At 41.2% G+C, this 25338-nt stretch carries 30 protein-coding genes; 11 read left to right on the forward strand and 19 right to left on the reverse strand.

The window, feature by feature from the left end; genetic code table 11:
* Positions 1–40 precede the first annotated feature (40 nt).
* The 9 genes from PDL71_RS15580 to PDL71_RS15620 all read right to left on the reverse strand — a co-directional run bounded on the left by PDL71_RS15580 (position 41) and on the right by PDL71_RS15620 (position 3402).
* Complete coding sequence (locus PDL71_RS15580) at positions 41–832, reverse strand: DNA-methyltransferase (RefSeq protein WP_407522706.1); 792 nt, start codon at positions 830–832, stop codon at positions 41–43.
* 22 nt (positions 833–854) lie between these two features.
* Positions 855–998, reverse strand: coding sequence for a hypothetical protein (locus PDL71_RS15585; RefSeq protein WP_407522708.1), 144 nt, complete (start codon positions 996–998; stop codon positions 855–857).
* A 70-nt stretch (positions 999–1068) separates the two neighbouring features.
* The gene (locus tag PDL71_RS15590) at positions 1069–1350 is read right to left on the reverse strand and encodes a hypothetical protein (RefSeq protein ID WP_407522710.1); all 282 of its coding nucleotides are present in this window, start codon (positions 1348–1350) and stop codon (positions 1069–1071) included.
* A gap of 62 nt (positions 1351–1412) precedes the next feature.
* A complete protein-coding gene (locus PDL71_RS15595) occupies positions 1413–1673 on the reverse strand; it encodes a hypothetical protein (RefSeq protein WP_407522712.1) in 261 nt (86 codons plus the stop codon).
* 206 nt (positions 1674–1879) lie between these two features.
* A complete protein-coding gene (locus tag PDL71_RS15600) occupies positions 1880–2305 on the reverse strand; it encodes a single-stranded DNA-binding protein (protein WP_407522714.1) in 426 nt (141 codons plus the stop codon).
* A 5-nt stretch (positions 2306–2310) separates the two neighbouring features.
* The gene (locus PDL71_RS15605; RefSeq protein WP_407522716.1) at positions 2311–2595 is read right to left on the reverse strand and encodes a hypothetical protein; all 285 of its coding nucleotides are present in this window, start codon (positions 2593–2595) and stop codon (positions 2311–2313) included.
* A 2-nt stretch (positions 2596–2597) separates the two neighbouring features.
* On the reverse strand, positions 2598–2834 hold the full coding sequence (locus PDL71_RS15610) for a hypothetical protein (protein WP_407522718.1): 237 nt from the start codon (positions 2832–2834) through the stop codon (positions 2598–2600).
* Positions 2831–3118: a hypothetical protein gene (locus PDL71_RS15615; protein WP_407522720.1), complete on the reverse strand. Its 288-nt coding sequence runs from the start codon at positions 3116–3118 to the stop codon at positions 2831–2833. The genes PDL71_RS15610 and PDL71_RS15615 overlap by 4 nt, the downstream gene beginning before the upstream one ends.
* Before the next feature lie 23 nt (positions 3119–3141).
* A complete protein-coding gene (locus PDL71_RS15620) occupies positions 3142–3402 on the reverse strand; it encodes a hypothetical protein (protein WP_407522722.1) in 261 nt (86 codons plus the stop codon).
* 1550 nt (positions 3403–4952) lie between these two features.
* On the opposite strand from PDL71_RS15620, the gene PDL71_RS15625 reads away from it, so the two are divergent.
* The 8 genes from PDL71_RS15625 (at position 4953) to PDL71_RS15660 (ending at position 10184) form a co-directional block, all read left to right on the forward strand.
* Complete coding sequence (locus PDL71_RS15625) at positions 4953–5174, forward strand: hypothetical protein (protein WP_407522724.1); 222 nt, start codon at positions 4953–4955, stop codon at positions 5172–5174.
* A 30-nt stretch (positions 5175–5204) separates the two neighbouring features.
* Positions 5205–6647, forward strand: coding sequence for an LPD29 domain-containing protein (locus PDL71_RS15630; protein ID WP_407522726.1), 1443 nt, complete (start codon positions 5205–5207; stop codon positions 6645–6647).
* A 17-nt stretch (positions 6648–6664) separates the two neighbouring features.
* A complete protein-coding gene (locus PDL71_RS15635) occupies positions 6665–8143 on the forward strand; it encodes a DUF4942 domain-containing protein (RefSeq protein ID WP_407522728.1) in 1479 nt (492 codons plus the stop codon).
* Positions 8144–8167: 24 nt separating this feature from the next.
* Positions 8168–8389, forward strand: coding sequence for a hypothetical protein (locus PDL71_RS15640; protein WP_407522730.1), 222 nt, complete (start codon positions 8168–8170; stop codon positions 8387–8389).
* Positions 8390–8626: 237 nt separating this feature from the next.
* Positions 8627–8827 (forward strand): hypothetical protein, encoded by a 201-nt coding sequence (locus PDL71_RS15645; protein ID WP_407522732.1) that lies wholly within the window; start codon positions 8627–8629, stop codon positions 8825–8827.
* 10 nt (positions 8828–8837) lie between these two features.
* Entirely contained in the window at positions 8838–9197 is a 360-nt protein-coding gene (locus tag PDL71_RS15650; RefSeq protein WP_407522734.1) for a hypothetical protein, read from the forward strand.
* A gap of 456 nt (positions 9198–9653) precedes the next feature.
* Positions 9654–9932, forward strand: a complete 279-nt coding sequence (locus tag PDL71_RS15655) for a helix-turn-helix transcriptional regulator (protein WP_407522736.1) — start codon at positions 9654–9656, stop codon at positions 9930–9932.
* An 18-nt stretch (positions 9933–9950) separates the two neighbouring features.
* The gene (locus tag PDL71_RS15660) at positions 9951–10184 is read left to right on the forward strand and encodes a helix-turn-helix domain-containing protein (protein WP_407522738.1); all 234 of its coding nucleotides are present in this window, start codon (positions 9951–9953) and stop codon (positions 10182–10184) included.
* Here the strand turns inward: PDL71_RS15660 and PDL71_RS15665 are convergent.
* Positions 10181–10504 (reverse strand): hypothetical protein, encoded by a 324-nt coding sequence (locus PDL71_RS15665; protein WP_407522740.1) that lies wholly within the window; start codon positions 10502–10504, stop codon positions 10181–10183. The two genes, PDL71_RS15660 and PDL71_RS15665, sit on opposite strands and share 4 nt — an antisense overlap.
* A gap of 567 nt (positions 10505–11071) precedes the next feature.
* Here PDL71_RS15665 and PDL71_RS15670 point away from each other — a divergent pair.
* Complete coding sequence (locus PDL71_RS15670; RefSeq protein ID WP_407522742.1) at positions 11072–12328, forward strand: T9SS type A sorting domain-containing protein; 1257 nt, start codon at positions 11072–11074, stop codon at positions 12326–12328.
* 135 nt (positions 12329–12463) lie between these two features.
* On the opposite strand, the gene PDL71_RS15675 is transcribed toward PDL71_RS15670, so the two are convergent.
* From PDL71_RS15675 to PDL71_RS15685, 3 genes are all read right to left on the reverse strand, one after another.
* Entirely contained in the window at positions 12464–13864 is a 1401-nt protein-coding gene (locus PDL71_RS15675; protein ID WP_407522744.1) for an MBL fold metallo-hydrolase, read from the reverse strand.
* A 60-nt stretch (positions 13865–13924) separates the two neighbouring features.
* Positions 13925–14347 (reverse strand): DUF4442 domain-containing protein, encoded by a 423-nt coding sequence (locus PDL71_RS15680; protein WP_407522746.1) that lies wholly within the window; start codon positions 14345–14347, stop codon positions 13925–13927.
* A gap of 233 nt (positions 14348–14580) precedes the next feature.
* Positions 14581–16194 carry a C1 family peptidase gene (locus PDL71_RS15685; protein ID WP_407522748.1) on the reverse strand — a complete coding sequence of 538 codons (1614 nt, stop codon included), beginning with the start codon at positions 16192–16194 and terminating at the stop codon, positions 14581–14583.
* A 116-nt stretch (positions 16195–16310) separates the two neighbouring features.
* On the opposite strand from PDL71_RS15685, the gene PDL71_RS15690 reads away from it, so the two are divergent.
* Both PDL71_RS15690 and PDL71_RS15695 read left to right on the forward strand, forming a co-directional pair.
* Positions 16311–16844: a hypothetical protein gene (locus tag PDL71_RS15690; protein ID WP_407522750.1), complete on the forward strand. Its 534-nt coding sequence runs from the start codon at positions 16311–16313 to the stop codon at positions 16842–16844.
* Between the two features lie 92 nt (positions 16845–16936).
* Positions 16937–17329, forward strand: coding sequence for a VOC family protein (locus PDL71_RS15695; protein ID WP_407522752.1), 393 nt, complete (start codon positions 16937–16939; stop codon positions 17327–17329).
* A 3-nt stretch (positions 17330–17332) separates the two neighbouring features.
* Here the strand turns inward: PDL71_RS15695 and PDL71_RS15700 are convergent, their stop codons facing one another.
* From PDL71_RS15700 to atpG, 6 genes are all read right to left on the reverse strand, one after another.
* Positions 17333–18328, reverse strand: coding sequence for a purple acid phosphatase family protein (locus PDL71_RS15700; RefSeq protein ID WP_407522754.1), 996 nt, complete (start codon positions 18326–18328; stop codon positions 17333–17335).
* Between the two features lie 9 nt (positions 18329–18337).
* Positions 18338–21193: a TonB-dependent receptor gene (locus PDL71_RS15705; protein WP_407522756.1), complete on the reverse strand. Its 2856-nt coding sequence runs from the start codon at positions 21191–21193 to the stop codon at positions 18338–18340.
* Positions 21194–21285: 92 nt separating this feature from the next.
* Positions 21286–22494: a diaminopimelate decarboxylase gene (gene lysA, locus PDL71_RS15710; RefSeq protein WP_407522758.1), complete on the reverse strand. Its 1209-nt coding sequence runs from the start codon at positions 22492–22494 to the stop codon at positions 21286–21288.
* Between the two features lie 209 nt (positions 22495–22703).
* Positions 22704–23450, reverse strand: a complete 747-nt coding sequence (locus tag PDL71_RS15715) for a DUF547 domain-containing protein (RefSeq protein ID WP_407522760.1) — start codon at positions 23448–23450, stop codon at positions 22704–22706.
* Positions 23450–24289 carry an SMC-Scp complex subunit ScpB gene (gene scpB, locus PDL71_RS15720; protein WP_407522762.1) on the reverse strand — a complete coding sequence of 280 codons (840 nt, stop codon included), beginning with the start codon at positions 24287–24289 and terminating at the stop codon, positions 23450–23452. The genes PDL71_RS15715 and scpB overlap by 1 nt, the downstream gene beginning before the upstream one ends.
* A gap of 69 nt (positions 24290–24358) precedes the next feature.
* Entirely contained in the window at positions 24359–25246 is an 888-nt protein-coding gene (gene atpG / locus PDL71_RS15725; RefSeq protein ID WP_407522764.1) for an ATP synthase F1 subunit gamma, read from the reverse strand.
* Between the last annotated feature and the right edge of the window lie 92 nt (positions 25247–25338).

The raw sequence follows: 25338 nt of genomic DNA on the forward strand, positions 1-25338 counted from the left end.
CAAGCCCGAACCCGTTAAGTGCAATGCCACTTTCGGAACTCTATGCAGCTTCATCATCGAAAAGTTTTAAACAGCCGCCCACGCTTCCCTTTGCTTCCTTCGTCAGCAATTCGGAAAGTCGTTTCTGTGCTATCTCATAATACTTTTCTTCCTTCTCTATCCCGATAAAATTCCGCTTCAAATTCAGGCAAGCAACTCCCGTTGTGCCGCTTCCCATGCAGTTATCCAACACCGTTTCACCTTCATTTGTGTACGTCTTTATAAGGTATTCAAAAAGTGGTACAGGTTTAATAGTCGGGTGCAGTTTACTTACATCAACATTGAACTTCTGCCACGAAGAAGGCACTCTTAATTCTCCAACTCTTTGCCCTTCTCTACCTTCAAATTCACGGTAGTTTTCCGATTGGCTTCGCCAGTTCAGGTCATACTTCACCCTGTCTGCTCCTGCGCCTGTTCTTTCCTGCATTTGGCGGTTATACGTCCATTTACCATTGCTAAATATCAAAACCTGCTCATGCTCCTTAAAAGGCTCTCTAACGGTGTTAGCGAAGTTGCCGCCTCTGTTCTTTATCCAAATCCATTCATGCTTGAACATCTTCGGATTGCTCATTACAAGGGCAGAAGAAAACGGTTGTGAAGCCGTTAATGCAATTACGCCATTCGGTTTTATTATCCGCTTGTATTGCCCCCAAAGCGGTTCAAACGGTATCACAGCATCCCACTTATTTGAAGTCGTGCCATAAGGTAAATCACAAAGTATCATATCAATACTGCCAGTAGGAATATCCTTCATCAATTCCAAGCAGTCTCCATGTTTCAGTTCATAACTCATAGGTATCAAAGAGGCTGTGACTTCAGCCGCCCCGCTGTTTAAAACTTTTCTTCAGCAATTCTATTGAGCGATAGAATAAACCATCTACGGCACTGCACTTAACACCGTATTGGCAAAATGCCTGTTGTGGTGCTACCGCAAACTGTTTATCGCTATTCAACTGCATTACTTTATTAAACTTTTGTTTTTCAATTCAGGCACATCGCCAATACGTCAAACGTTGGGCGCAATGCCCATCAACCTTTAGTATAAAACTCAACGAAAGCATCAAAAACCGACTTCGGAATTTCTATTGATGCCTCCAACGAGCTTCCGTCTTGATGCCGGGAAATGACAATAGTTTTCTCCTGTGCAAGTATCCAAAATCCACCATTCGACATATTATCCCTAGTCAGCTTGCAAAGTTTGTTTGTGGTGTTAGCCGTTTGAGGCGTCAACGGCTGGGCACTGCGCCCAACACTGGCTTGTGCGGCATTGCCGCTTTCGGTTAAAGGCTCAACGCCTGTTTCTTTTTTCATCTGTAGTTTTATTTTTAAGTTTAGTAATTCTAATTCGGCAACGACCGCAAAGCCCCGGCACGTTAGCTGCCATTCGGTGCGACAGTCTCTACTGCATCAGATATAATCTTTTTAAGTTCAGCGTATTGAATTTCCGTAAAGTCTTTTTCGTGAAAAACCTGCACTTGCATTGGTTCGTGATATTCGTCAGCAGGCTGCTCGAATGGGACAACTAAAACATGGTAATCATTAAGTCTATCATCCAGTAAACTTTGGATTTGATAAATAGGGGTAAATGTTCCGAGTTTGTTATCTACTTTGATAACGCAAATTGGTTTTGCCATTTTATTTTGCGGTTTGCGTCTTGACAAAAAACGGCAGCTAACATTGCATTGGCAATAGTTTGGCTGGACGTTCTTAATCTCAACATTTTGAATAATAATTTTACTTTAGTTTGTTATTTCGGCTGACGGTTCGCTATTGCCCTGCCTTCGCCAATACTGATTCGTAAGGCAGTCATTAAAACGGCAAATCATCTACAATCTCACCACTAATACCCGTCCCTCTGTACATAACCTGATCCCATCTGCTGCTGCGTTACGGGCTCGTATTGCCTTTCGGGGGTATTATCTGAGTCGTCATTGCCTGCAGCATTATTATTTCCGGATGAAAGTAACTGCACCGTACCAACACGCAACTGCAGTTGGGCCACCGTAGTACCATCATTCTTCGCATACGTCCTTGCTTCCGGCATTCCTTCCACATACACCTGCGTCCCTTTGGTGAGGTAAGGCACCAACCCGGTTTTATCCGTCCAATAAGAACAACTCACCCATACCGTCTTACTTTTCTTTTCGCCCGTAGTGTCTTTCCACGTTTCGGAGTGAGCCACAGAAAAATTAATTACCTGTTTACCATTTACATTATTTACAGTTGCATCTTGACCAAGGTGGCCGATAATTTGAGCTTTCAGCATATTGTTTATTTTGTTTTTTTACGTTGTGGTTTGTACACGGGGAAGGGTTCTTCTGTTTTTATCCGCTTTCTTTTCTGAAAAGTTCCAACCAGCCAATACTGAGGAATTTTTGTGGTATCATCCCGGTAGCCGATCACGGTATCAAAATCACCCATAACCGCCACTTGTGCTGCAACGTTTTTATGCGCAGAGGCTTTTGTTGTAAATATTTCGCTGGTGGAAAGGACTTTTTTGTTTGAGGCAAGCATTACCACCATAAAACCGCCTTTTGCTTTTGTAATGTGTATCATTGTTACCAAAGTTTTAACTGTGAATTAATTGCATCGCATACCGCCTCACTTGCTACCAGCGGAATACTCATCCGCCCTTCCATCAGCGCCCTGTACATGGTGCCATGCTTCTCAATGCCTATCACTTCCATTGCCGCCTTCCCAATCTTAACCATTGGATAATTGCCCTGATTGAAGAACACGGGCAACTTGCCCTCAACGTGTTCAATGATCTTACTTACTTTTTCTTTATGCGTCATGGTTGTTCGTTTAATGCTTTGATTAATGCGTCTGCCTTAATAACCTTGTACCTTGCCTCTGCATCAGCCCACCACAACACGTTCTCCATAGTTTCATCTGGCGGTTTGTTACCCATGATTAATTTTGCAATAGGCAAAGGAATATCATCAATGGTTATTGGGGTTATAGCAGCAAAGTATTCACGCTTGGTAAGAGCATTGGTATTGTCATTGATTACAGGTGTCTTACCATCTGCACCTTGCTTCCATGCGTAAGGTGTTACTAAATCATCTCCGTTTGTCATGTGTTTTGTGTTTGTAGTTTATATTAATTCATCTCATACATGTGATCCTTTTCTTCAAAAAAACCACATGGCACAAGAACAAATGAAACTTCCGTTGTTTTCTTATCAAGTAGGTTAGCCTCTGCCTCATCTTCTTGGTCAGGGTACAATCCCATTTCTGCAATACCCGAATCCTCTGTACATGGGCTGTAAAACACTCCGTCAAACTCATTTTTGGAAGGGATGAGTACCAATGCCTCATCATCGGCATCCTCTAACATTTTTTTCAAATCTTTTACTTTCATGAGTTTTGTATTTATCAAGCTACATTTTGTACCAAAAAACAAACTTACAAAACGTAACCCATAACTACAACAATGTGTAATATATTATACCTGCCAGAAACCCCCAAAAGTGTAATATATTACACAAACGTAACCCCTCATTTCGAGTTTTGTAACCTATTGTTTCGACTTTTGTAATAATAGGTTACATTTTCTCCCCGCAAACCCAATACCAGTAAGGATTTACAACTTCTTTATCTAATCTATACAGTCGGTGGGTGTGTAATATATTACACTCGCCAGAAACCTGCCCTATTTTACTCAAACTGCCCGGATTATACATTTTGAACCCTTAGCATCCCTACCAACATAGCATACCCCTATCCCCATCCTCAAACAGCAGCAGAGGAGAGGAAAGGCAGATTAATAAATAAAAAACACATACCCCAACCAGACTACACCCGTATTACCATAATCCCTCTACAATTAACAGAAATACCCCAAATTCCCGCTATCTCACCCCAATCCCTTATCAACCCCTCATTTCTTAACAAAACCCAGCCATGAGCCTTAAAATAACTCACAGAGGCATAGTCAATTTTCAATGTCGCAGCAGCAGATCAAAAAATCACTCCCCTAATCAACACATTTTGTACCATCTCATTTCCCCAAAAATCACCAATGTGAGTGGACAGTTGGGGTGTATAGTTATGAACTAGGGGCATAACAGCGCAGGGAAACAGGAAATTTCAAACCGGGTGGGGTCGCTTCCAAACTGTTTCAAAATCGCATTCTATTTAACATAATTGAAGTTATACGACGCAAAGCTAATTTGCAAAAAGCTAATTATCAATCAGTTATGAAAAGCAAATTGAAAAGTATGATATATTAAACGTTTCACGGGGTAAAACAAAGGGAAAAATGACTGATAGTTGTAATCGAAACCGTTACCGATGCAACCATTTCAAAAAAATAGTTGTGTGGATGGATGAATGAAGTAAACACATAATGTACCTTAGCAAAACACAACACAAACAAAGGCACGGCATACATGAAAGATATAAATATTCTTAATATGATGATCTTAACTGCTGCTTTGAAACGTGCCAACAGATTGAGGCATGACAGATTCAGTAGGCAGTATATTGACTTGCTGTATTGCTTTTACCTGGTTACCAAAGACCAACCCCGACCCCTGTACTATGTGCCTGCACGGTTTACTAATGTGTTATACTCAGCTACTCACAAGCAATTGAAGGCAAGGACTGAGAAACTAATTGAGTTGGGTTACCTTGATCGTATTGAGACCGGCAAGAGCCGTCCGCAGTACGTTTATCAGATCACAATAGCGGGAGTTAATCGGTTGAAGGAGCTTGAAGATGCAGCCGCTTACCTGGTTAAATTGGCAAAAAAAAGGATGAAGAAGTAATATTTACCGTTCATCATTTTATTTTGCCGTTCATCCTGTTATTTGTTGTAAAGTGTGATATATTACACTAATATTGTTGTGCAATTACGTTTTAACATTACTAAAGCCGAGCCGAAACGGTTAATAAGTCAGGGATAAGAAGATGAAAAAGATAGTTACCTGTTTATTTATTGGTGCTTTTATGCTGATGGCAGGAATTACGGCCGCACAGCTTAATTATTTACACGCTATTAAGGCTGCACAGCAATCCGAAGGCAGCGACCAGGCTATCGAAACGGCTATGCAGGCGCACGGGTTTAACGTGGATGCAAACGACCCAAACGAGCCAACTACTACTGATAAGATAGTAGCATTATTCAGATAACCCCTTCCCCTAACAATTAAATTAAACACAATGAGACTTTTAACAAAATCCGACAGAGAGCAAGGCCGACAAATTCAGTTTGACAGCCTAATAAAACAAGGCTACCAAAAAACAGAGTATAAAAATTTAATAGTATTTAGCCACCCCGCCGACTTGCTTTTAAAAACTTTTTGGGGAACAGCAGCAAACCACACGGATTTTTTTAGATACAAGACCCCGGAACAATTGGCCGCTAAAATTGAAGCATTAAAAGAAACGGCAGACAGACGGGAAACAAGGAAAGCAGAACAGAAAGAAAAGAATAAAGGCTACAAAAGCAGCCACGCCGCAGCCAGCGCCGCAATCAAACAGGAGTTAAAAAAATATTTCCCCTGCATCAAATTTTCAGTTACATCCGACAGCTTCGCAGGGGGCAATAGTGTTGATATATCCTGGACAGACGGACCAACGACAAAGCAAGTGGAGGCTATTACATCAAAATACCAGTACGGCCATTTTGACGGCATGAATGACATATACGAAAACAGCAACCACCGGGACGACATCCCCCAAGCAAAATACGTACAGGAGCACCGCCGCATTTCTGACGAGTTAGAAAATGAAGTAAAAGCGCAGTTAATCCATTTGAAAAAGTACAAAGACGATGAACTAAACGACTACAGGCGCAGCCCGGAAGCAGAAGCCCGCCAGCTTTTATACAATACCAACGTGCCACACAATTACACAGGGCTAACTGTAGCAATAAACGACGATAACAATAGCCGTGATTTTTTTAAAATAACTTTTGAAACACCACAAGAGGAACAGCCAACTACAGAGCAACCAACAGCAGCCCCCGCCGGTAAAATTCAAATAGTTGATTATTCAGAAAAATCATTTGCCGTTATCGGTGAATTTTCAGCGCATTACGACAACCTGATCGAGTTAGGCGGCAGCTACAATAAATTTTTAAAGTGTGGCAGGGGTATAATTTTCAGCAAAAAAAGACTGGAAGCAGTAAAATCCTATTTTATAGCCAACAAGCAAACAGAAGAACAGGCACCCGAAACGCCAGCCGTTGAGCAGGAGCAAGAAAGCCCGAAAGCGGCCCCCGTTAATGAATCCGATATTTTACCCGTTCCTGAAAATAATACCTTAAACCTGGAAAGTTTAAAAATATTGTGGCACGAAGGCAGGATGATTGAAGGCGCAATTTTTAACGAAACAACATTTTATACATGGCAGGACGTTCAAAAAGCTTTTTTCATCTTATGGCAAACAAACGAGAGAGGACAGAACGGAGGATATACAAAGGTAAAATGTGAAATAAAACTACAGGGCCATGAAACAGAAATTTGCCGTGTTGACATAACCGACAGAGTGAACAACGGCGATTTTAACCCCTCCATTCAACACATTACCGACTACATCAGCGAATTGATAGGAGAAACAGAGCCAGAGCAAAACACCGCTATGCAAATGCTTTTAAATTAACCAAAAACCACAAAAAAATGTTTAACGCTGATTTTTTCCCAACCCCCTTGCAAGTCATTGAACAGATGACCGCAGGCATAGAGTTAGAAGGTAAAACAATATTGGAACCATCCGCCGGAAGTGGTGCAATAGTTGACTATTTACAGGAACACGGCGCAAATGTTATAGCCTGCGAAAATGATTCACGGCTAAAGCTGATAATAAAAAGCAAATGTAAACATATTGCAGACGATTTTTTGACCGTTACCAGCGAACAGATAAGCCACGTTAACAGCATAATAATGAACCCGCCATTTAGCAGAGGCGCAGAACATTTACTTCATGCTTACAACATAGCCCCCGCAGGTTGCAAAATAGTTTCTTTATTAAATGCTGAAACAGTTAAAAATACCTATTCACAAAGCCGCAAGGAATTATTTTCTATTATTCAGCAACACGGGAATATTGTAAACCTCGAAAATTGTTTTAATAACGCCGAAAGACAAACAGGCGTAAACGTTGCAATGATAACCATAAACAAACCAGGCGAAAACTATTCGCAAGAGTTTGAAGGCTTTTTTATGGATGATGAACCAGAAGAAAGCGGAAACACGCCCGGCCTCATGAGTTACAACGTAGTAAGAGACTTAGTAAACAGATACGTTGCAGCCGTGAAACTGTATGATGAACACCTGAACACAGGTAAAAAAATGAACAGTTTACTAAGTGGATTTTACGGCGAATCCTTAACATTTACCTGCACAGAGAACGGAGCGGCAAAGCTGAGGAACGAGTTTAAAAAAGACCTTCAAAAAGCAGGCTGGGCATTCATTTTTAATAAAATGAACTTAACAAAATACACCACCAGAGGAGTAAAGGAGGACATAAACAAGTTTGTAGAACAGCAAACAAACATTCCCTTCACAATGAGAAATATTTATGTGATGCTGGATATAGTTGTACAAACGGCAGGGCAGCGCATGAATAAAGCAATTTTGGAAGTTTTCGACAGGGTTACAGAGCACCACCACGACAACCGGCACAACGTAAAAGGATGGAAAACAAACAGTCATTTTTTGGTAGGTAAAAAATTTATACTTCCAAACATGATAAGACCCGCCAAAGAATATGGCTACACTTCACAAGATTATAGCAACCTCAGAAGCAGTTATGATGGTATTGTGCCAGACTTTGAAAAGGCATTGTGTTACATAACGGGAAAAAATTATGATACCATCCAAACATTAAATGGAAGCATAAGGCGCAATATTTACGGCGATTGGTACGAAAGCGAATTTTTCAAATACAAGGGGTACAAAAACGGAAATATGCACTTTGAATTTATGAGTGATGATGTTTGGGCTATGTTCAATAAAAAAGTGGCAGAGTTAAAAGGTTATCCACTGTATGAAGCAAAAGAACAAACAGCCTACCAGGAAAGGCAGACAGGCAGAGCATACCAAAAGAAAAGCAACCCAGCGCACCAATACAAACCAACAGTTCTTTTTGAAATATAAATACTAACAATTAAACAATTCACAATGCAACACACAACCCACACCCCCGACACTTTGCGGACTAAACTAATTACAGCCCTCAATCGTGACCTGAACACGGCTAAAAACTATTTAAAAACATGCCGCCAGTTCATAACACAGGCCGACCAGTCAGGCGACAATGAAACGGCGATTTTTTGGGCTAACCAGTACGATACGACACTTCAGAACGTGCAGGCGTTAAATTATCAACTGAAAACTATTTAACATGAACCCCACAAACTTAAACCCCCTATTCATTGACCAGATACGCAACTTTGCCCACTTGGTTACACCCGAAGCAAAAACAAAGGCAGAGTTTATAAAAACGGTGCAGGAAACATACTGCACCAGCAACCCAAAAACAGCCTTATTTGTTCAGTCTATTGAGCGCAGCACGTTTGAGACAATACGCCTGAACAACACAAGGGATTCAATACTATTCAACCAATAAACGCAAACAAAATGCAAACAGAAGTAACAACGCAAGAAAGAAAAGAAATTGAACTAAATGTGGCAATAGGCTATGAAATAGCCCAGCTACTCAACCTGAAATTTGATAAAGCAGGCAGAATAAGAACAGAACGTGGCATTAAGTCCGTTCAAGGTTTAGGCGGTTGTGTTCGCCGCATAATTGAAGAACAAAAAGAAAGGTTAACCAAATAAAATAACAACCATGCAAACAGTAAAGCAAATAATTGTGCCGTTCCGTATAGGAGCCGGTAAAACAGGTAACGCAGCCAACGGCGAAAAGCGGGCAATCGTTCAAGAAACAGCATTTTACCCCGACCCGCTCAACACCCTTCGCCGGGTAATTGCAGAAGCCGTTAATCATTTCCCAAACAAAGAGGAAGCCGCAAAAACCAGCTTAACAAGTCTTTTAAAATTAGTAGGGCAGAACGCAAACAGCCATGTGCAGGAGTGGCAGTTTGGCAAAACAAATATTGTGTTTATCAATATGCCAAAACTTACCAACCCGCCACACCAACACCTTGCCACCATTAAAATAAACGGCGAAGAGATTCGTATTAGATAACCCAAATAAAACATAACCATGCAAACCATAACCCACCACCCCCCGCACACCCCCGCCAACCGCAGCGACAGCATGCACTTGCCCAATATTTCAGCGATAAACAAAACTTTTGTTGGTAGGGTACAAAAAAACTCCCTATTTTTCACGTCCCAAATAACCAGCGCATGAGCTTGCCCAAACTTCCAAATTTCATGTTTCTCAACAATAAGGAGGAATTGCCAGGAGTAGAACTTATTCTATTCACTAAACAGCCGTTCTACATTGGGCAGGTTTACACATTTCGCACCCAGCATGAGGAACTACTTTTTTTACAGCAGGAACACGGTAAAATGATGGAAAACATACTTTGTTACCGCATTTATATCGTGTTTCGGGGCACGATCAGTGGCAAACTCCCGCTATTAAAGGACACGACCGAACACATCAAACACACACTAAACCAAATGGCACGATTTTATGAAACAGAGCGAATCAATAAAAAGCCAGGCAATTACCTACGATATAAACTCCAAAGCTGAGGTTAAATTCATAGAACTGATGCACGAGATAAGCCTTGCCTTTCGTGAGAAAAGAGATATACGGGGATGGTCGCAGGAAGTATTCACGGGGAAATGCCCGGTGAGTAGGAGCACCGTAATTGCAACAGAAATGGCCCGGGGCAACCCCAGCTTGAAAACGCTGGTGATAATGGCCGAAACATTGGGGTATAAGTTAGAGATTAAGCTGGTGAAGTAACACCAAACACAAACACAAGTGAACACAAAAAAGTACGATAACGCTATATGTGAGCGGGTGAAACTCATCCGTGAACTGAACAACCTTACCAGGGAACACCTTGCCGAAGCCATGAAGGAGAACGTGTTCTACATTATTTCAGTAGAGCGCAAACGCCACACCCCACACTTTGATTTTTTGGTGAAGTTTAAAAACCAGTTTAACCTTTCGTGGGATTGGCTGATTGAAGGTAAGGGACGGATGAACGGTTAAAATCGCCAGATACGAATATCCAGGCGATCAACTGGCACGGGATCCCTGTTCACACGCCAGCCATCAACCCTGTAATCACTGTTTAAAAAGAAAACAGTGTTTTCGTAATAGGCATAACCAAAAGCACCAATTTTGTATTTACTGTAACCGAGAACCTTGCCCACGCCATCCACATAACCATCTTTATCCGGTTCACCCCATTCTCTTATAATCTCATGTTTTTTCCAGCCCATGTACTGGTTCATTCGCTTTTCAATATTCTTTGTAGCAGAGCAGGAAACAAATGTAAAAGCGAGGAATAAAATTGCAAAGTGTTTCATGTGTTTGTAGTTTAAAGTGTGAATATAATAGTTTCAAAATTTATAGTCAAGAAGCTATGCCACAAACACGGCGGCAAGCTGCTGCAGCCGGTCAAGAGTTGTGAAATAGTCTCCTTTGATGTACTAAGTCCCGCCCAAAAGGCGGGATTTTTTGTTTCATATAATATCCGCTAAAGACACACCCTTTTGTTTAAAGCAACCTCTTACCGGAGAGTAAAAATTAGGTGTGAAATCGAAAATCCACTTCACACTCATACCGTAAATCAAACCTTTTTTACCCGGAATTTTTGACCCTGAAAGACTGAATTCTTTACTAAATCAGTCATTTATCAAGAGGATCATTTGCTGAAGCGAATAAATCTTTGCAGCCGAATGATTGATTTTCAATGCATCATGACCTGTATTTTTACTGTATCGTAAAAAAACATAGTCTACTTCGTAATTTTCCTATTGTACATGTTGAATACTGAAAGCAATTTTGTGTTGTTAAGGCTTTCCACTTAGAACGTCTTAATGATAATCCGACAGAAACTAAACAACAGTATTTACCGTACCAAATAAGAGAATATGAAAACTCTTTACTTTTTTTTCCGTTCCGGCAGAATTCTTACTTCGATTCTGATTGTTCAATTCTTTTTTACCAGTTTACTGAGCAATGCCCAGTTAAAGTTTGTCAACCTTGTACATGAAGGGGGTACTGATAAACAGGTAGGAGCTATTTATAGAGCTAAATCTGTTTATACCAATATTGATGCTTTAGTCCGCATCGACAGTTTGGTGAACAATGCTACTATAGTAGATATAGACCAAACGAATGTTGGGTTTAATGAGGCTTTTCAACCACGTATTCAATCCGGTGGTACTGGAGTTTCTTATGCAGTGTTTACCATCCGTTTTGTAAAAGCAAATTCAAACACAATAGAATTTTTAGGCCTCTTTACTGCTACTAACCTGGATTTGGATGGTAATAATAACCTGAAAGAATTTTGTGAGTTTGACTTAGGCGGTGGTGGTAATGCGGTGTTCATGAGCAATACCCCTGAAATTATGGTAATGAATAAAAGCGGCCGCTATTATGGACAAAATATCAGCGGTGTTGAATATGCTGGTATTGATACAACTGCAGATGCCGTTATGTTTAAAGTGAGCAAAAACAACATCAGCCAGTTTACAGTACGTCTTGGCGCTGTTGTTTCCAATAATTCACTGGCAGCAAGGCAATACAGTGTTTACATGAAAGATTTTCAAATTTCAAACCCTGCTTCATTGCCACTTACGTTATTAAACTTTAACGCAGTATCTAAAGACAACAATAAAGTAGATCTGAACTGGATGACAACGGATCATAAAAACTTCAGTCACTTTGAACTGGAACGCAGTACTGATGGTAAAAACTTCAGCAAAGTGATGATGATGATGACTGAATCCAATTCCAGTGCTCAAAAAAGTTATAACTATCGTGATAATACAGAAGGTTTAAATGCAAAGATTGTTTACTACCGCCTTCGCCTGGTAGATGCAGATGACCGTTTTGCTTACTCACCTGTAAGAATGGTACGTTTTGCAACAGATAATAAAATTCAGGTGCAAACATTTCCTAACCCGGTAACTACAGAATTACGTGTACAGATACCTGCACAATGGCAGGACAAGGCTACTGTTTACGAAATTTTCAACAGTAACGGGGTAATGGTACAACGTACGCAGGTAGCACGTGCTTCCCAGATTCAACAACTCAATGTGCAATCTCTTGGTTCCGGTAATTATATAGTACGGGTTGTTAACGGTACAGAAATGAATACTGCCAGATTCATCAAACAATAAAAACATAGAAACCAAAACTTTTACGCCGTACCCTTAACGCTAACCTTCCGTTGCTGACCTTATCTCCGTTGCTAACCTTTTTTTGTTTACCCAACATTCGCATTCATCAACCCCGTTCAGTAACGGGGTTCTTTTTTAAATACCAATCTCGAAATGCATTTCCGGAATGGTTATATCCGCAAAGCCTTTTTTATGCAGACGATCACGGAAGGATTGCTGTACGTCATACTCACCATGTACCAGGAATAATTTTTGCACTTCCTGCGGGTTTTGGCAGGCCAGCCACTGGCACATATCATCATAATCACCATGGGCACTCATGCTGCGGATTTGTCCTACTTCTGCATTCACCTGCTTTTCTACCCCAAATATTTTCACCTCTTTCATACCACGCAACAATTTACCACCTAAGGAACGGGGTTCACAGTAACCTGTAAGCAGAATGGTATTACGACTGCTCTCAATGGTATTATTGATATGATGTTTGACTCTTCCTGCATCGGCCATACCACTGGCGCTGATGATAACATAAGGACCGTTTTTGAAATTCAACATCTTTGATTCCGCAACCGTTTTCACAAACTTTAAGCCTTTAAATCCAAACGGATCATTGTCTGTTTTCAAAATCTTCTGAATACGGTTATTAAAATATTCAGGATAGTTTTTTACAATATGCGTTGCATCTACACTTAAGGGACTATCTACATAGTATTCCAATTCCGGCAAGCGACGTTCCAGTTCCAATTGATTCAAATCATATAAGAGCTCCTGTGTGCGCCCCACACTGAATGCAGGGATGATGAGTTTTCCTTTTTTCTCAACACATGCTTTCTGAATCCAGTGCAGCAACTGATCAGGAGTTGAAACAGCATTGTCATGCAGACTATTACCATAGGTAGATTCCATGATGATGACATCTGCCTGCGGAAAATTTTGCGGTGATTTTAAAATCACATCCCTGTAACGGCCAATATCACCACTGAAGGTGATGCGCTTTACTTTTCCGTTTTCTGTAATTTTTAAATGCACACAGGCACTGCCGATGATATGACCGGCATCTGTAAACATGGCTTCAATATCATCACTCACTTTAAACCACTCGTTGTATTCTTTGGGCAGCAAACGATCCACCGCTCTTTTGGCATCATCAATAGTATAAAGCGGTTTGAGATACGGCATGCCCATGGCAGCCCGCCGTTTGTTTTCATACTTCACATCATCTTCCTGGATTTCGGCACTGTCTTCCAGCAATACAGCCGTTAAATCTTTTGTAGCATTGGTACAATGGATTTTGCCTTTGTAACCATCGGCAATGAGTTTCGGTATTAAACCGCTGTGATCAATGTGTGCATGACTCAGGATCATATACTCAACCTGCTCCGGATCAAAACCCCAATGCCGGTTCATGGCATCTGTGTCTTTACCCATACCCTGGAACATACCGCAATCAAGCAACAGCTTTTTGCCATTAGTAAGTGTGATAAGATGTTTACTGCCTGTTACTACCCTGGCAGCACCGTGGAAAGAAATTTTCATATACAATTTGAAAATTTGATGATTTGAAAATTTGAAAATGAACCTTTCAATATTCCGGGTTTACTTTCTTGCTTTAAATGACCAGGTGATAAAAAACTCGGCTACTACTTCTCCCTCTTTGTTAATACCAACTGATTTTGATGTATAACTTCTTGCTTCACCATCTGCAATACAATCATCAATAATTTGCTCAAAATCTTTTCCTGCAGTACAGGTGAAGTATGTGACTCCTATTGCTTTTTTAAAGTAGGTTGATTCTACCTTTACAACCAGCATACTTACTGCAGGCGTGCGTTGATAAATCTGCATCATGGCAAGCAAGCCTGTACTCATTTCTGCGGCCATAGATAAACAGGCGAAGTAAGTTGAACGAAAAGGATTTTGTGAAAACCATTTGAACGGCACCGTTACGACAGCTTTCTCAGCAGTGAGCTGTTGAACTTTAACTCCTGAAAAATAAGCTGCCGGTAATTTGCTAAACATGAACAGCCTGCTTTTAAACGGACTACTCATGATGGAAATAAATTGATTTGAGTTTGGATTCATACTGCCTCCCAGCCCCCTTCCGACTTCCCCCAAAGGGGGAAGCCATCAAAGCACAGCCCTGACTTTTTTGAGAGCAAAATTTAAATTTTAAATTTGATGAATAAAGAACTGAACGTGCAAGAGTGCGACGCAAAACCGACGCCATGAGCAAAAAAGCCTGTAACAAAAAACTACTTCTTCACTTCTACAATACAAGCTACTACATTGTTGGCATCACCACTTACATCAAACCGCAAATTGCCTTTACCGGTAGTTGAATACCTCACATTACGTATGAGAGATGCACCCAATGCGTTATTGAAACGGGCACCATAATCAAGCGAAGGATTACCACTGATCTGCTGATTGAGTTGATACCAATCCAATTCTTTTTTGCTTATGACAACAGCCATTACATCACGGTTGCCGAGGCTGTCCGGCGTCATACTTTTATCTTTCGGAAACATCCTGTAACCGGTAATACCACAAAACGATGAATACTTAGTTTTGGAAGGATCATCCGTTCGTGGATAAGGGAACAGCGTATAACTGGTTCCATCCACTTCCTGCCCGAACACATACACATAACACTCTGTTCCGTTTTTGATTTCCATTTTAAATTTTGTACCGGGACGAACGGGATCTGTTGTTTCAAAACGATTACTGCCAATTGAACGTAATGGAATATAATCACGTGCTACCGTTTTCTTTCCATCAAATTCTACCTGCACCAAACCCACTTCACAAGCAAACTGCTGTACATTATCATTAGAAGCATGCATGGGATTTACGCCATAAGCTTCACGCACATAAGTTTGAAAATCACCATAACGCACCCAAGCAAAACCGTTGTTGCCCCACTCCTGTCCCCAACTGTTCATGATTAAAAAAGAACCGCCGTATTTCTTATCATCATAACCCACTACACACATGGCATGCCCACCAAAGCCCATCATTTGCTGATCACCGGGAGCAGGCACCCAAATATCTTTTCCCATCATGGGTTGCATAAAACTCTGCCCCACCATCATACCAATTACTACCGGTGCCCCCTGGGCGAGATTTTCACGGATGGCCCTTAGATCAACTGCATCATTACGATCGCCTAAACTTAAGCGGTTAAATCCACGCATGCGGAACTGCGACGCTTCCTGCTGCATGTTGCGGTTAGGCTGGCGGCTGCAATCCTGGTCAGTATAAGGAAAATCGTTATAAGGAACACCACCGGTATTCTTCATGAATTCCATTGCACGGATGATGTAAGAACCCTGGCAACCTTCCAAACCAATCTGGTTGTACATGGATGAAGGAGAGAACGCCACATTATCCGGCTGTTGGCCTGACTTTGCACTTTCTAAAATGGTTTGTGCAGCAAAGGCACTGCTCCATGCCACACAACTGCCCTGCGAACCCTGGTTTTGAGGAGTGGGACAAAAGCGTTGCAGATTAGCGCTCTCCGGCAATGGATTTTTCGAATCATCTACGGTGAGTGGTTCATAGATTTCTGCTTTTTCAAATTGCTGCGGATCTAAAAAACCACCGGTGGCAAGTCCGGCCAGTTGGGATAAATTACAACCGCCCCTTCCTAAAAAGAAATAAGCACCCACTGCCAATGCGAGTAATAAAAATATACCTTTACCACCACCGCCACGAAATAAACTGAAAAGTAAAGGAAGAAGCGAAAGTAATCCACCGCCACCTCTTCCACCACCTCCCGGACCAACGGGGAAATTACCACCACCGCCACCATCATTTTCAAATTGTTCCTGTTGATCCTGCGGATCATCGGTCATACGAATAGGCATAGCATTATGTTTAGGTTCTTAAATGTACCATAAAAAATGTTGCAGCACCCAAAACCGCTGATGGAATAATTTTAAACAGGTGTTCCTGATTCTATACCTTCCTGAAAATATTTGCTATGCGATTATTAATTGTTTTGTTTTTACTCTTGTCTGTTCACGGGAACAGTTATGCACAAACCGATTCATTTCCGGCTGCTGCCAAAGATGTAGAGAGTGTGGATGCGATTATGAAGGCGTTATATGAAGTAATCAGCGGACCTGCAGGCCAGGCACGGAACTGGAACCGCATGCGGAGTTTGTTTTTACCTGAAGCGAAAATGATTGCCACCGGTACTACACCTGCGGGTGAAATTGTAAAACGGGTAATGACGGTAGAAGATTACATCACCCGTAACGGACCCGTACTGGAGAAGAATGGATTTTTTGAACAGGAGATTTACAGGAAGCAGGAACTGTATGGACGAATTGCTCATTGTTTCAGCACCTATGCTGCTAAACGGAATGCAACCGATGCTGAGCCTTTTATGCGTGGCATCAACAGTATTCAGTTGTACAATGATGGAAAACGCTGGTGGATTCTTTCTGTTTACTGGCAAAGTGAAAGTAAAGAGGTACCATTACCGAAACAGTACTTGCCGGAACATCCATGATGAGTCATAAATTTTACAGGCTAATTTGTGGCAGCAGCGAAGAAAATTTCATGACTAATTGCATCTCGTAAAAATAAAATAATTAACTGCACATGAACCAACGCATCGCACATATTGCCCTTGTTGTAAAAGATTACGATGAAGCCATTAACTTTTATTGCAACCAACTTGGTTTTGAGTTGATAGAAGATACCGTGATGAGTGCCACCAAGCGCTGGGTGATGGTGAAATCAAAAGGTGAAGGCAATTGCTCTTTACTCTTAGCCAAGGCCGCAGGTGAAGAACAGGAAAGCAGGATTGGTAATCAAACCGGCGGACGTGTTTTCTTGTTTCTTTATACAGATGATTTTTGGAGAGACTATAACAACTACAGTTCCAAAGGAATTGTATTTGTTCGTGAACCGAAAGATGAAACCTATGGCACTGTTGCAGTTTTTAAAGATCTGTATGGAAATCTGTGGGATTTGATTGAGCCGAAGCAATAATCATTACTTTTTAATCTGGGTTGAATACAGAACTTTTCCCTGAGCATTAATTACCTGCATTAAAAACCGGGCAGCAGTAAATGAAAAGCTCATAAAACCATGATCATTGATGGCCAACTTTCCACCGTCAGGATGAAGCTGTGCATCCTGCCTTGCTTCGCTGCCTGCCCCTGAAACAAAAAAGTGTGTGTACGATGCGGAAGGCTTGATGTATTGCAGATTATGTTCATGACCACAGATGTATGCATCCACTTTGTATTGTTCTAACAGCGGGCCAAAGCTGTATAGAATATCTTTGGTATCATCACTCATCAATCTTTTACCACCGGTGTATAAAGGATGATGCCCTACAACAATGGTCCATTTAATAGTTGAAACACGGTTTTGCAGTACACTGTTGAGCCAGGCTTTTTGTGCGGCGGTATCCTGCCTGCTTACTTCTTCTTTATACACATCTTGTTTGTAATATTTTTTTACAAAGGGATCTGTGTCAATAAAAATCATGAGCACCCGGTTAGCAGTATCATCATCAATGGAAAATGTTTTTGTATAATACCGTGCCGGCAGGTTCCATCTGCGGCTGATGCTGCTGTATTGAATCTGTGCATCAGGATTACCACGGTAGTCATGATTACCCAATGTAACAAACCAGTTTACCTGCAATGCATGGGCTTTGTAAATATTTTCAAACGAAGTTTGCCACTGCGGATCATTAACACTGCGTACACCATTGGGATAAAAATTATCCCCCGTTGTTACGATAAACTCAGCATCCGTTTGGTTAGCAGCATATCCTAATTGCTCTGCCACTTCTTTTTGAAAATATTCACCGTTGCGCCCCCAGTCGCCAATGACTAAAAAATTCAAGCCACCTTTTAATGACTTTAATCCTGTAATGGATTTGCCCCGATAGCCGGCTTCAAAATTTTGCGGGCGCTGTTGTGCAGCACCCGCAATGGAAAACAATAAAGCTGCTATATAAAAAAAGAACTTACTCATAAAAACAATTTAGAATACATCAAACTTTACCCCGAAGTTATAACGTGCACGGTAGTACTCCAACTGGAAGGTACGTTCCTTTGAACCCTGGTAATAACGCAAAGGTTGATTCGTAAGGTTATTCATTTCACCAAAAATGCGGAAGTTCTTTTTAACAATGATGGTAAAGTTTGCATCCAGGAAAAACTGTTTGTCATAAAATACATCATTAAAACTACTGGTTCCAACAGCATCTAAATAAGCAGCCGCATAGTTAGCAGCAATACGGGCTACAAACCATTTTGAATCATAAGAGATAGAACCATTAAACATGTGCGGAGCTGTACCGGGCAAAGCCAGCCCGGTGCGGCGTTGACCTTCCGGTGTAAAAATTCCATCCGCTGTTGATTTGGTGTAAGTATAATTTACAAACACACCAAGGTTCTTTAAAAAGCCGGGAAGAAAATCTAACTGACGTTGAAACGAAACTTCTGCTCCATACACATTTACACTTTCACCATTACGTGGCTGGCGGTAGCTCCAGAATGCAGTTTGCGGTAAGCCGGGCAATGTATCATTGGTATTAAATTCTGTTTTATAGTTAGCAGATGTATAACCATCGTTACGGAATGTATAAATAAAATTGCTGATGTTTTTGTAGAAGATACCTCCCGACAAAATACCCACATTGCTGAAATAATGCTCGGCCATCAGATCCAGGTTCCAGCTCTGACTTGCTTTTAAATCAGGATTACCAATGCTGAGCTCCGCATCATTACTGATGATACTTCTGTAAGGTGTAATATCAAAATAGTTAGGGCGTGCCATTGAGGAAGTTACAGCAAAACGAAGAATGGTATTTTTAGTGACATCATATTTCACATTTAAGCTGGGCAAAAAGTTAGTGTATGCATTGCCGCCTGTTACACGGTTCACAAGATTGGTTTCATTAATAACCACGTTACCGGTGTAAGTAGGTTGTGTTGATTCAATGCGTAATCCAGCAACGATGCCCAGCTTATCATTGATCTGTTGATCAAAACGCAGGTAACCGGCATAAATATTTTCAGTGGCCCGGTAATTTAAACCGAGGTATTCTGCAGGCTGATCCGCCACCGTGAAAAAGCCATTGTTAGCAGGGCCTAAAACCAAATCACCCAAATACTCAGGACTCATAAAAGTACCCACTACATATTTTGAACCGGGTTGATAATTTGTAATTGTATAATCAGAAGCAATACCGCTTACACCAAGATTGAGAATGCGGGGTCTGAACTCCGTAACAGGTGTATAACGGAAGAAACTGTTGTCTCTCAGTTTAAACTTGCCACGGTAAGCAACACCAAATTTCAAAGATCCTTTTTGCTCTTTGATGAAACTTGCGGGCAGGGTAAGATCAACTCTGAAATTTTTATTTTCTTCAAAAGTATTACCGAACTGTTCAGTAATACGATCAAAAGCATAACTGTTCCATCTGCCTTTTTGGGAAAAGGTATCCGTTAACAACGGAAACTCAGGATTTGAAAAATCACCCAACACCTGTACACCGGAACCTGTTCTGTAGTTCGCATAACGTTCATTAGGTCTCTTTTCACTGGCTTTTGCATAAGAACCTGCCCAATCGAGTTGAATATTATTACCGATGATATGCTTTCCGTTGAGTGCAAAATTCTGCACCTGCTGGTTTTCTAATCTTGCATTTTTTACACGGGAACTATTGTCACCTCCTTTTGTTTGACGGTTGATGCGTCCACGAAAACCGGTAGCATTTCCATTGGCATCAAAAGTGGTTAAAGAAGTATCCAGCGAATAGCGGAGACGGTATCTGTTTTCCCAATCATCTCTCCAGTTATAAATAGTACTGAACTGAATTTTGTTGCGGTTATTGATTTTATACTCCAGATTGCCTCCAAAACTTCTTCTCAAACGGCGTACATCATAACGACGGATATCAAATTGACTCATGTACACACTATTGCGGTGTTGAATCCATGTTCCTTCGATATTATCAGAACCATAATCATTATTAAGGATAGAGCCGTTGATCATGTAACCAAACTGCTTCCTCTGTCCGAATGAATTACTGAGAATAAATGAAAGACTGTTTACAGAAGATTCACGGATGGGATTAGAACCGGATGATAAAGTACCTGACAAACGGAGTTTATTGGAAGTGGTACGTGTTACGAGATTTACAGAACCACCAATGGCATCACCATCCATATCCGGTGTGAGTGTTTTATTTACTTCAATGGTTTGAATCATATCACTTGGAATCAAATCCATTTGTACTCTTCTGTTTTCTGCTTCGGCAGAGGGAATGCGGTCACCGTTTAATGTTACTGCGTTCAACTGTGGTGCCATACCACGGATGATAATATCACGTGCTTCACCCTGATCATTCTGCATGGTAATACCGGGAATACGTTTTAAGGCATCACCAATATTAGCATCGGGAAAACGGCCCACCTGGTCAGCACTCACAATATTGCCGATATTCTTTCCATTTTTTTGCTGGTTCAATGCTTTGGCCTGACCTTTCAAACGATCACCCGTAACAATAATTTCTTTACCTGAGCGGATATTAGGCTCCAGTGAAAAAGTATAGCCACTGGTTTTATTCTCTTCAACAGTAACTGATGCTGACAGAGTCTTGTAACCGATATAGGAAATGGTTATTTCCTGCTTACCGGCAGGTAAACCTAAAAATATCACTTCACCATTTTTATTAGTGTATCCTGAAACTTTGATGGAAGAAAACAGTACAGAAGCTCCCGGAACATTTAAATTCTGATCATCACGGATGATGACGGAAACAGAACCTTTTTGAGCAGTAGAGATTGAAAAAGCAAATAGTGTGAGAATCACACTCAGCAGCATACGCATAAACAGAAAGTTTTAGGCCGCAAAAGTATTTTGACAAGCCTGAAACAGTGTTACGCAATTGTTACTGAATGATTAAGGAAATATGAAGGAGCTTAAATTACCTGGTTTTTCAACAAATCATCCCACTCCTCTCTTTTACGGATGAGTTGTGCTCCACCGTCTTTCACCAGCACTTCAGCCGGTTTATAACGGGAGTTATAATTACTACTCATTTCAAAACCATAAGCACCGGCATTGTGAAATAAAAGACAATCGCCTTCCCGAACTTCATTAAGCAAACGATCATCTGCAAACGTATCGGTTTCACAGATATAACCGGTAACCATATAATGCTGCTCCGCACCGGCGGGATTTGAAATATTGGTGATGTGATGATACGCATCATACATCATGGGACGAATCAAATGATTCAATCCTGTGTTGACGCCTGCAATGGTTACACCATTATTTGCCTTCAACACATTTACCTGTGTGAGCAAATAACCGGCTTCGCACACCAAAAACTTTCCGGGCTCAAACCAAACCTGTAATTTTTTATGATCAGCAGTCGGGTGTTCATCAAATGCTTTTTTTAATCCGGCGCCAATGGCTACCACATCAATTTCTTTTTCATGAGGATGATACGGCACTTTAAAACCGCCACCCAAATCCAATACTTCCAGTTCCGGAAAATGCGGCATCAGCTCAAACAACACTTCCATGCCTTTAATAAATACATCCACTTCTTTGATTTCACTGCCTGTATGCAGGTGTAAAGTGCGGATGTGAATATTATTCTCTTTTACGATTCTTTTTAATTCATCCAACTGCTCCACAGGAATACCAAACTTACTCTTACTGTGACCGGTAGAAATTTTGATATTGCCACCCGCCATGATATTCGGACGGATGCGGATACCTACAGGATAATTGTGCCCAAACTTCTTCCCGAACTTTTCAAGATTGCTGAGACTGTCAATGTTTACGTTCACTCCATAGCTCACCGCTTCTTCAATTTCATCAAAGGCAATACCATTACTGGTGTATAAAACATTGCGGGGTTCAAAACCTGCATGCAAAGCCAGCTTTACTTCATTAATGCTGCTGCAATCAATATTACAGCCAATGCTTTTGATGTAGCGGAGAACATTAATATTGGTGAGGGCTTTGCAGGCATAAAAAAACTTTGTATCCAGTACTGAGAAAGCATTCACCAGTTTTTCATACTGGGTTTTTATTTTCTCTGCATGATAAACATAAACGGGTGTGCCAAACTCTTTTGCGATCTGTAAAAACTGTTCGTTGGGTAATGAAGACTGCATAGTGTGCGAAGATACGTTTGGAGCGACAAACAATTGGCAGCCTGATGTTGCATAAAATCGATGAAAGCATTTGATTGTTCCGGTGTCTGACGCTTGCAGCGTCCTGACACCAACTTCCGAATATTTGAAGTAGTTGTGGTGTCAGGACATCGCAGATGTCAGACACCTTTGATTGCTACTCCGTCAGAAGAGGGCGTCGGACGGCTTCCTCAAAACGCCTTCAACATCAACGTCCAATCATAAGCTTTAAACTTCAGCTTCACTTTTTTATCTGCAGGAATCATTTTGTGCTTTATCAGAAGTTGTCGGATGCCTTTTTTTCCTCCAAAGTCGCCACGGAACCAACTGAAGATTTTACTTACTTCAACAATACCGTGTTCAGCATCATACATGGCATCATTCTTTATAAATGCTTTCTCTGCAAGATTCAACTGCTCTTCCAATTTTGCATCATCATAAAACGCTATGGGCGGGCAACTCTTCGCTCCGCAGTTCAACGCAAAATGAATACGGTAATCTTTACGGGCTACACGTAATTGCTTTTCTAAGTTGGAAGGAAAGAGAATCTTCATATATCCCAACCCCAGCTTCCACTCACTGCGCCGGATGATGCGGTGTTCAATAAAATCAAGACTCAATTTTTTACCGGCAATAATGATTTGCCTGTTTTTAAAAAACCGGTTCCTGTTTTTATAAGCATCCGGATTTTGCTGCAGTAAGACCTGTGTATAAGCATTATAAATATTGAGCCAGAAGGCTTTGGCTTTCGCATCTGTTGAAAGCTCTTTTTGCAATTGTTGAAATGGAACAGCCTCAAAAAATTGTACAAGGCTGTCAACAGGTTCACCTGTTTTAGCCGCCAGCAACAGTTGTTGCGACGCCGCAATAAGCGTTGAGTTATCAGGCTGCGCCTTCAATAAAATGGGGAATAAAAAAAGTACAAAAAAGAAACGCATTAAGCTTTTGGTTCTGCATCATCAGCCGCTTCTTCTTCACCGGCCGCTGCATTTTCATCCGCTATTTCTTCATCACCAATTTCTTCAGCAGTTGCTTCTGATGTTATTTCATCTGCGGTTGCTTCCTCTTCAGTTTCGGTTGCTTCACTTTCATCTGCAGCAACTTCCGCCTGTTCAATCAAATCACCGGTTTCTGTTACGGCCAATGGTGTATTCAACTCCAGTTCCTGTTCTTCTTCACCCGGTACATGCAGTTCGTCACTTTGTACACCGGTGGGATTTACCAGTTCTGATGAAATGATTTCTTTGATTCTTGGCAGATCATCAGTAGAATTGATACCGAAATAATCCATGAAGGTTCTGGAAGTGGCATATACCAATGGCTGACCCGGAAGTTTTTCATTACGGCCCGTGATCACTATCAATTCTTTTTCCAGCAATTTCTGAACGGTATAATCACAATTCACCCCACGGATGCTTTCAATTTCGCCTTTGGTGATGGGCTGCTTGTAAGCAATGATAGCAAGTGTTTCCAATGTAGCAGTACTCAAACGTTTCAGGAATTTATCACCATTGATCTGGGCTACTGTTTTGTAGTAATCCTTCTTGGTGAGGAATTGCCAGCCGCCACCGGTTTCTCTTACTTCAAACGGGTAAAACTCACTGGCATATTTTTCACGGATGGCTTCAATAGCTGCTTCTGTTTGATCCAGGCTGGCACGGTCTTCAATAAAACCAAGTGCATTGTTCACCATATCTGTCAGCTCCAGTATAGAAAGCGGACGATCGGCAGCAAAAATTAAAACCTCAATATGCGGGATGATGATACTTAATTCCATTTCAGTAATTAATAATTGATAATGAATAATTGATAATTAAAAACCAACTATCAATTATCAATTCACAAATTATCCATTCAATGCTGCTGCACCACTTACAATCTCTGTCAACTCAGTGGTAATAGCCGCCTGGCGTGCACGGTTGTAACTGATCTTTAATGATTTCAATAACTCCTGTGCATTTTCAGTAGCCTTATCCATGGCTGTCATGCGGGCGCCATGTTCGCTGGCATTGGCATCCAGAACAGCTTTATATAATTGTGTGTTGAGGATTTTAGGCATCAACTCAGCAACGAGGGCTTCCTTAGCAGGTTCAAAAATAAAATCTGCCTTGGCCTGTGTTTTGGTTTCTGACTTCTGTGCTTTAGGAATGGGCAGGAAACGTTCTGCTTTGAAAATCTGGGTAGCAGCATTTTTAAACTGGCTGTACACAATCTCCACCACATCAAACTCACCGTTTTCAAAGGCTTTCATGGCGGCAGCACTGGCCTGTTGTACATTTTCAAAACTCAGGTGCAGGAAGGTATCCCTGTAATCAGCGCTGGTTTTAAAACCGGCACGCTCCATGGCTTCCAATCCTTTTTTACCAATGCCCCAAACCGTTACGTTGCCCTTTTGCTTTTGCTCGGTATAATTTTCAAGAATGGTAGCTTTAGCCAGCTTAACCAGGTTCGCATTATAACCGCCGCAAAGACCACGGTCGCTGGTAACCAGGATGATAAGCACCTTATTTACAGGACGCTCAGCCGCCAGCTTCATGCTTACATCGCCATCACTGTTGCTAACGATATTGCTGAGCATTTCCTGCAACTTTTGAGCGTAAGGACGCATTTGAATGATGGCATCCTGAGCTTTACGCAGTTTAGCTGCACTCACCATTTTCATGGCCTTGGTAATTTGCTGGGTGCTCTGTACACTCTTGATTCGGTTACGAACTTCTTTTAATTGACCGGGCATAAGAAATTTGAAAATTAAGGATTTGAAAATTTGAAGATTTCACTTCATTTTTCAGGCGGCAAAGGTAAAGGAATCGGGTTTAAAAAGATGAG

It is taken from the genome of Lacibacter sp. MH-610, from assembly GCF_045780045.1.
GTDB lineage: Bacteria > Bacteroidota > Bacteroidia > Chitinophagales > Chitinophagaceae > Lacibacter.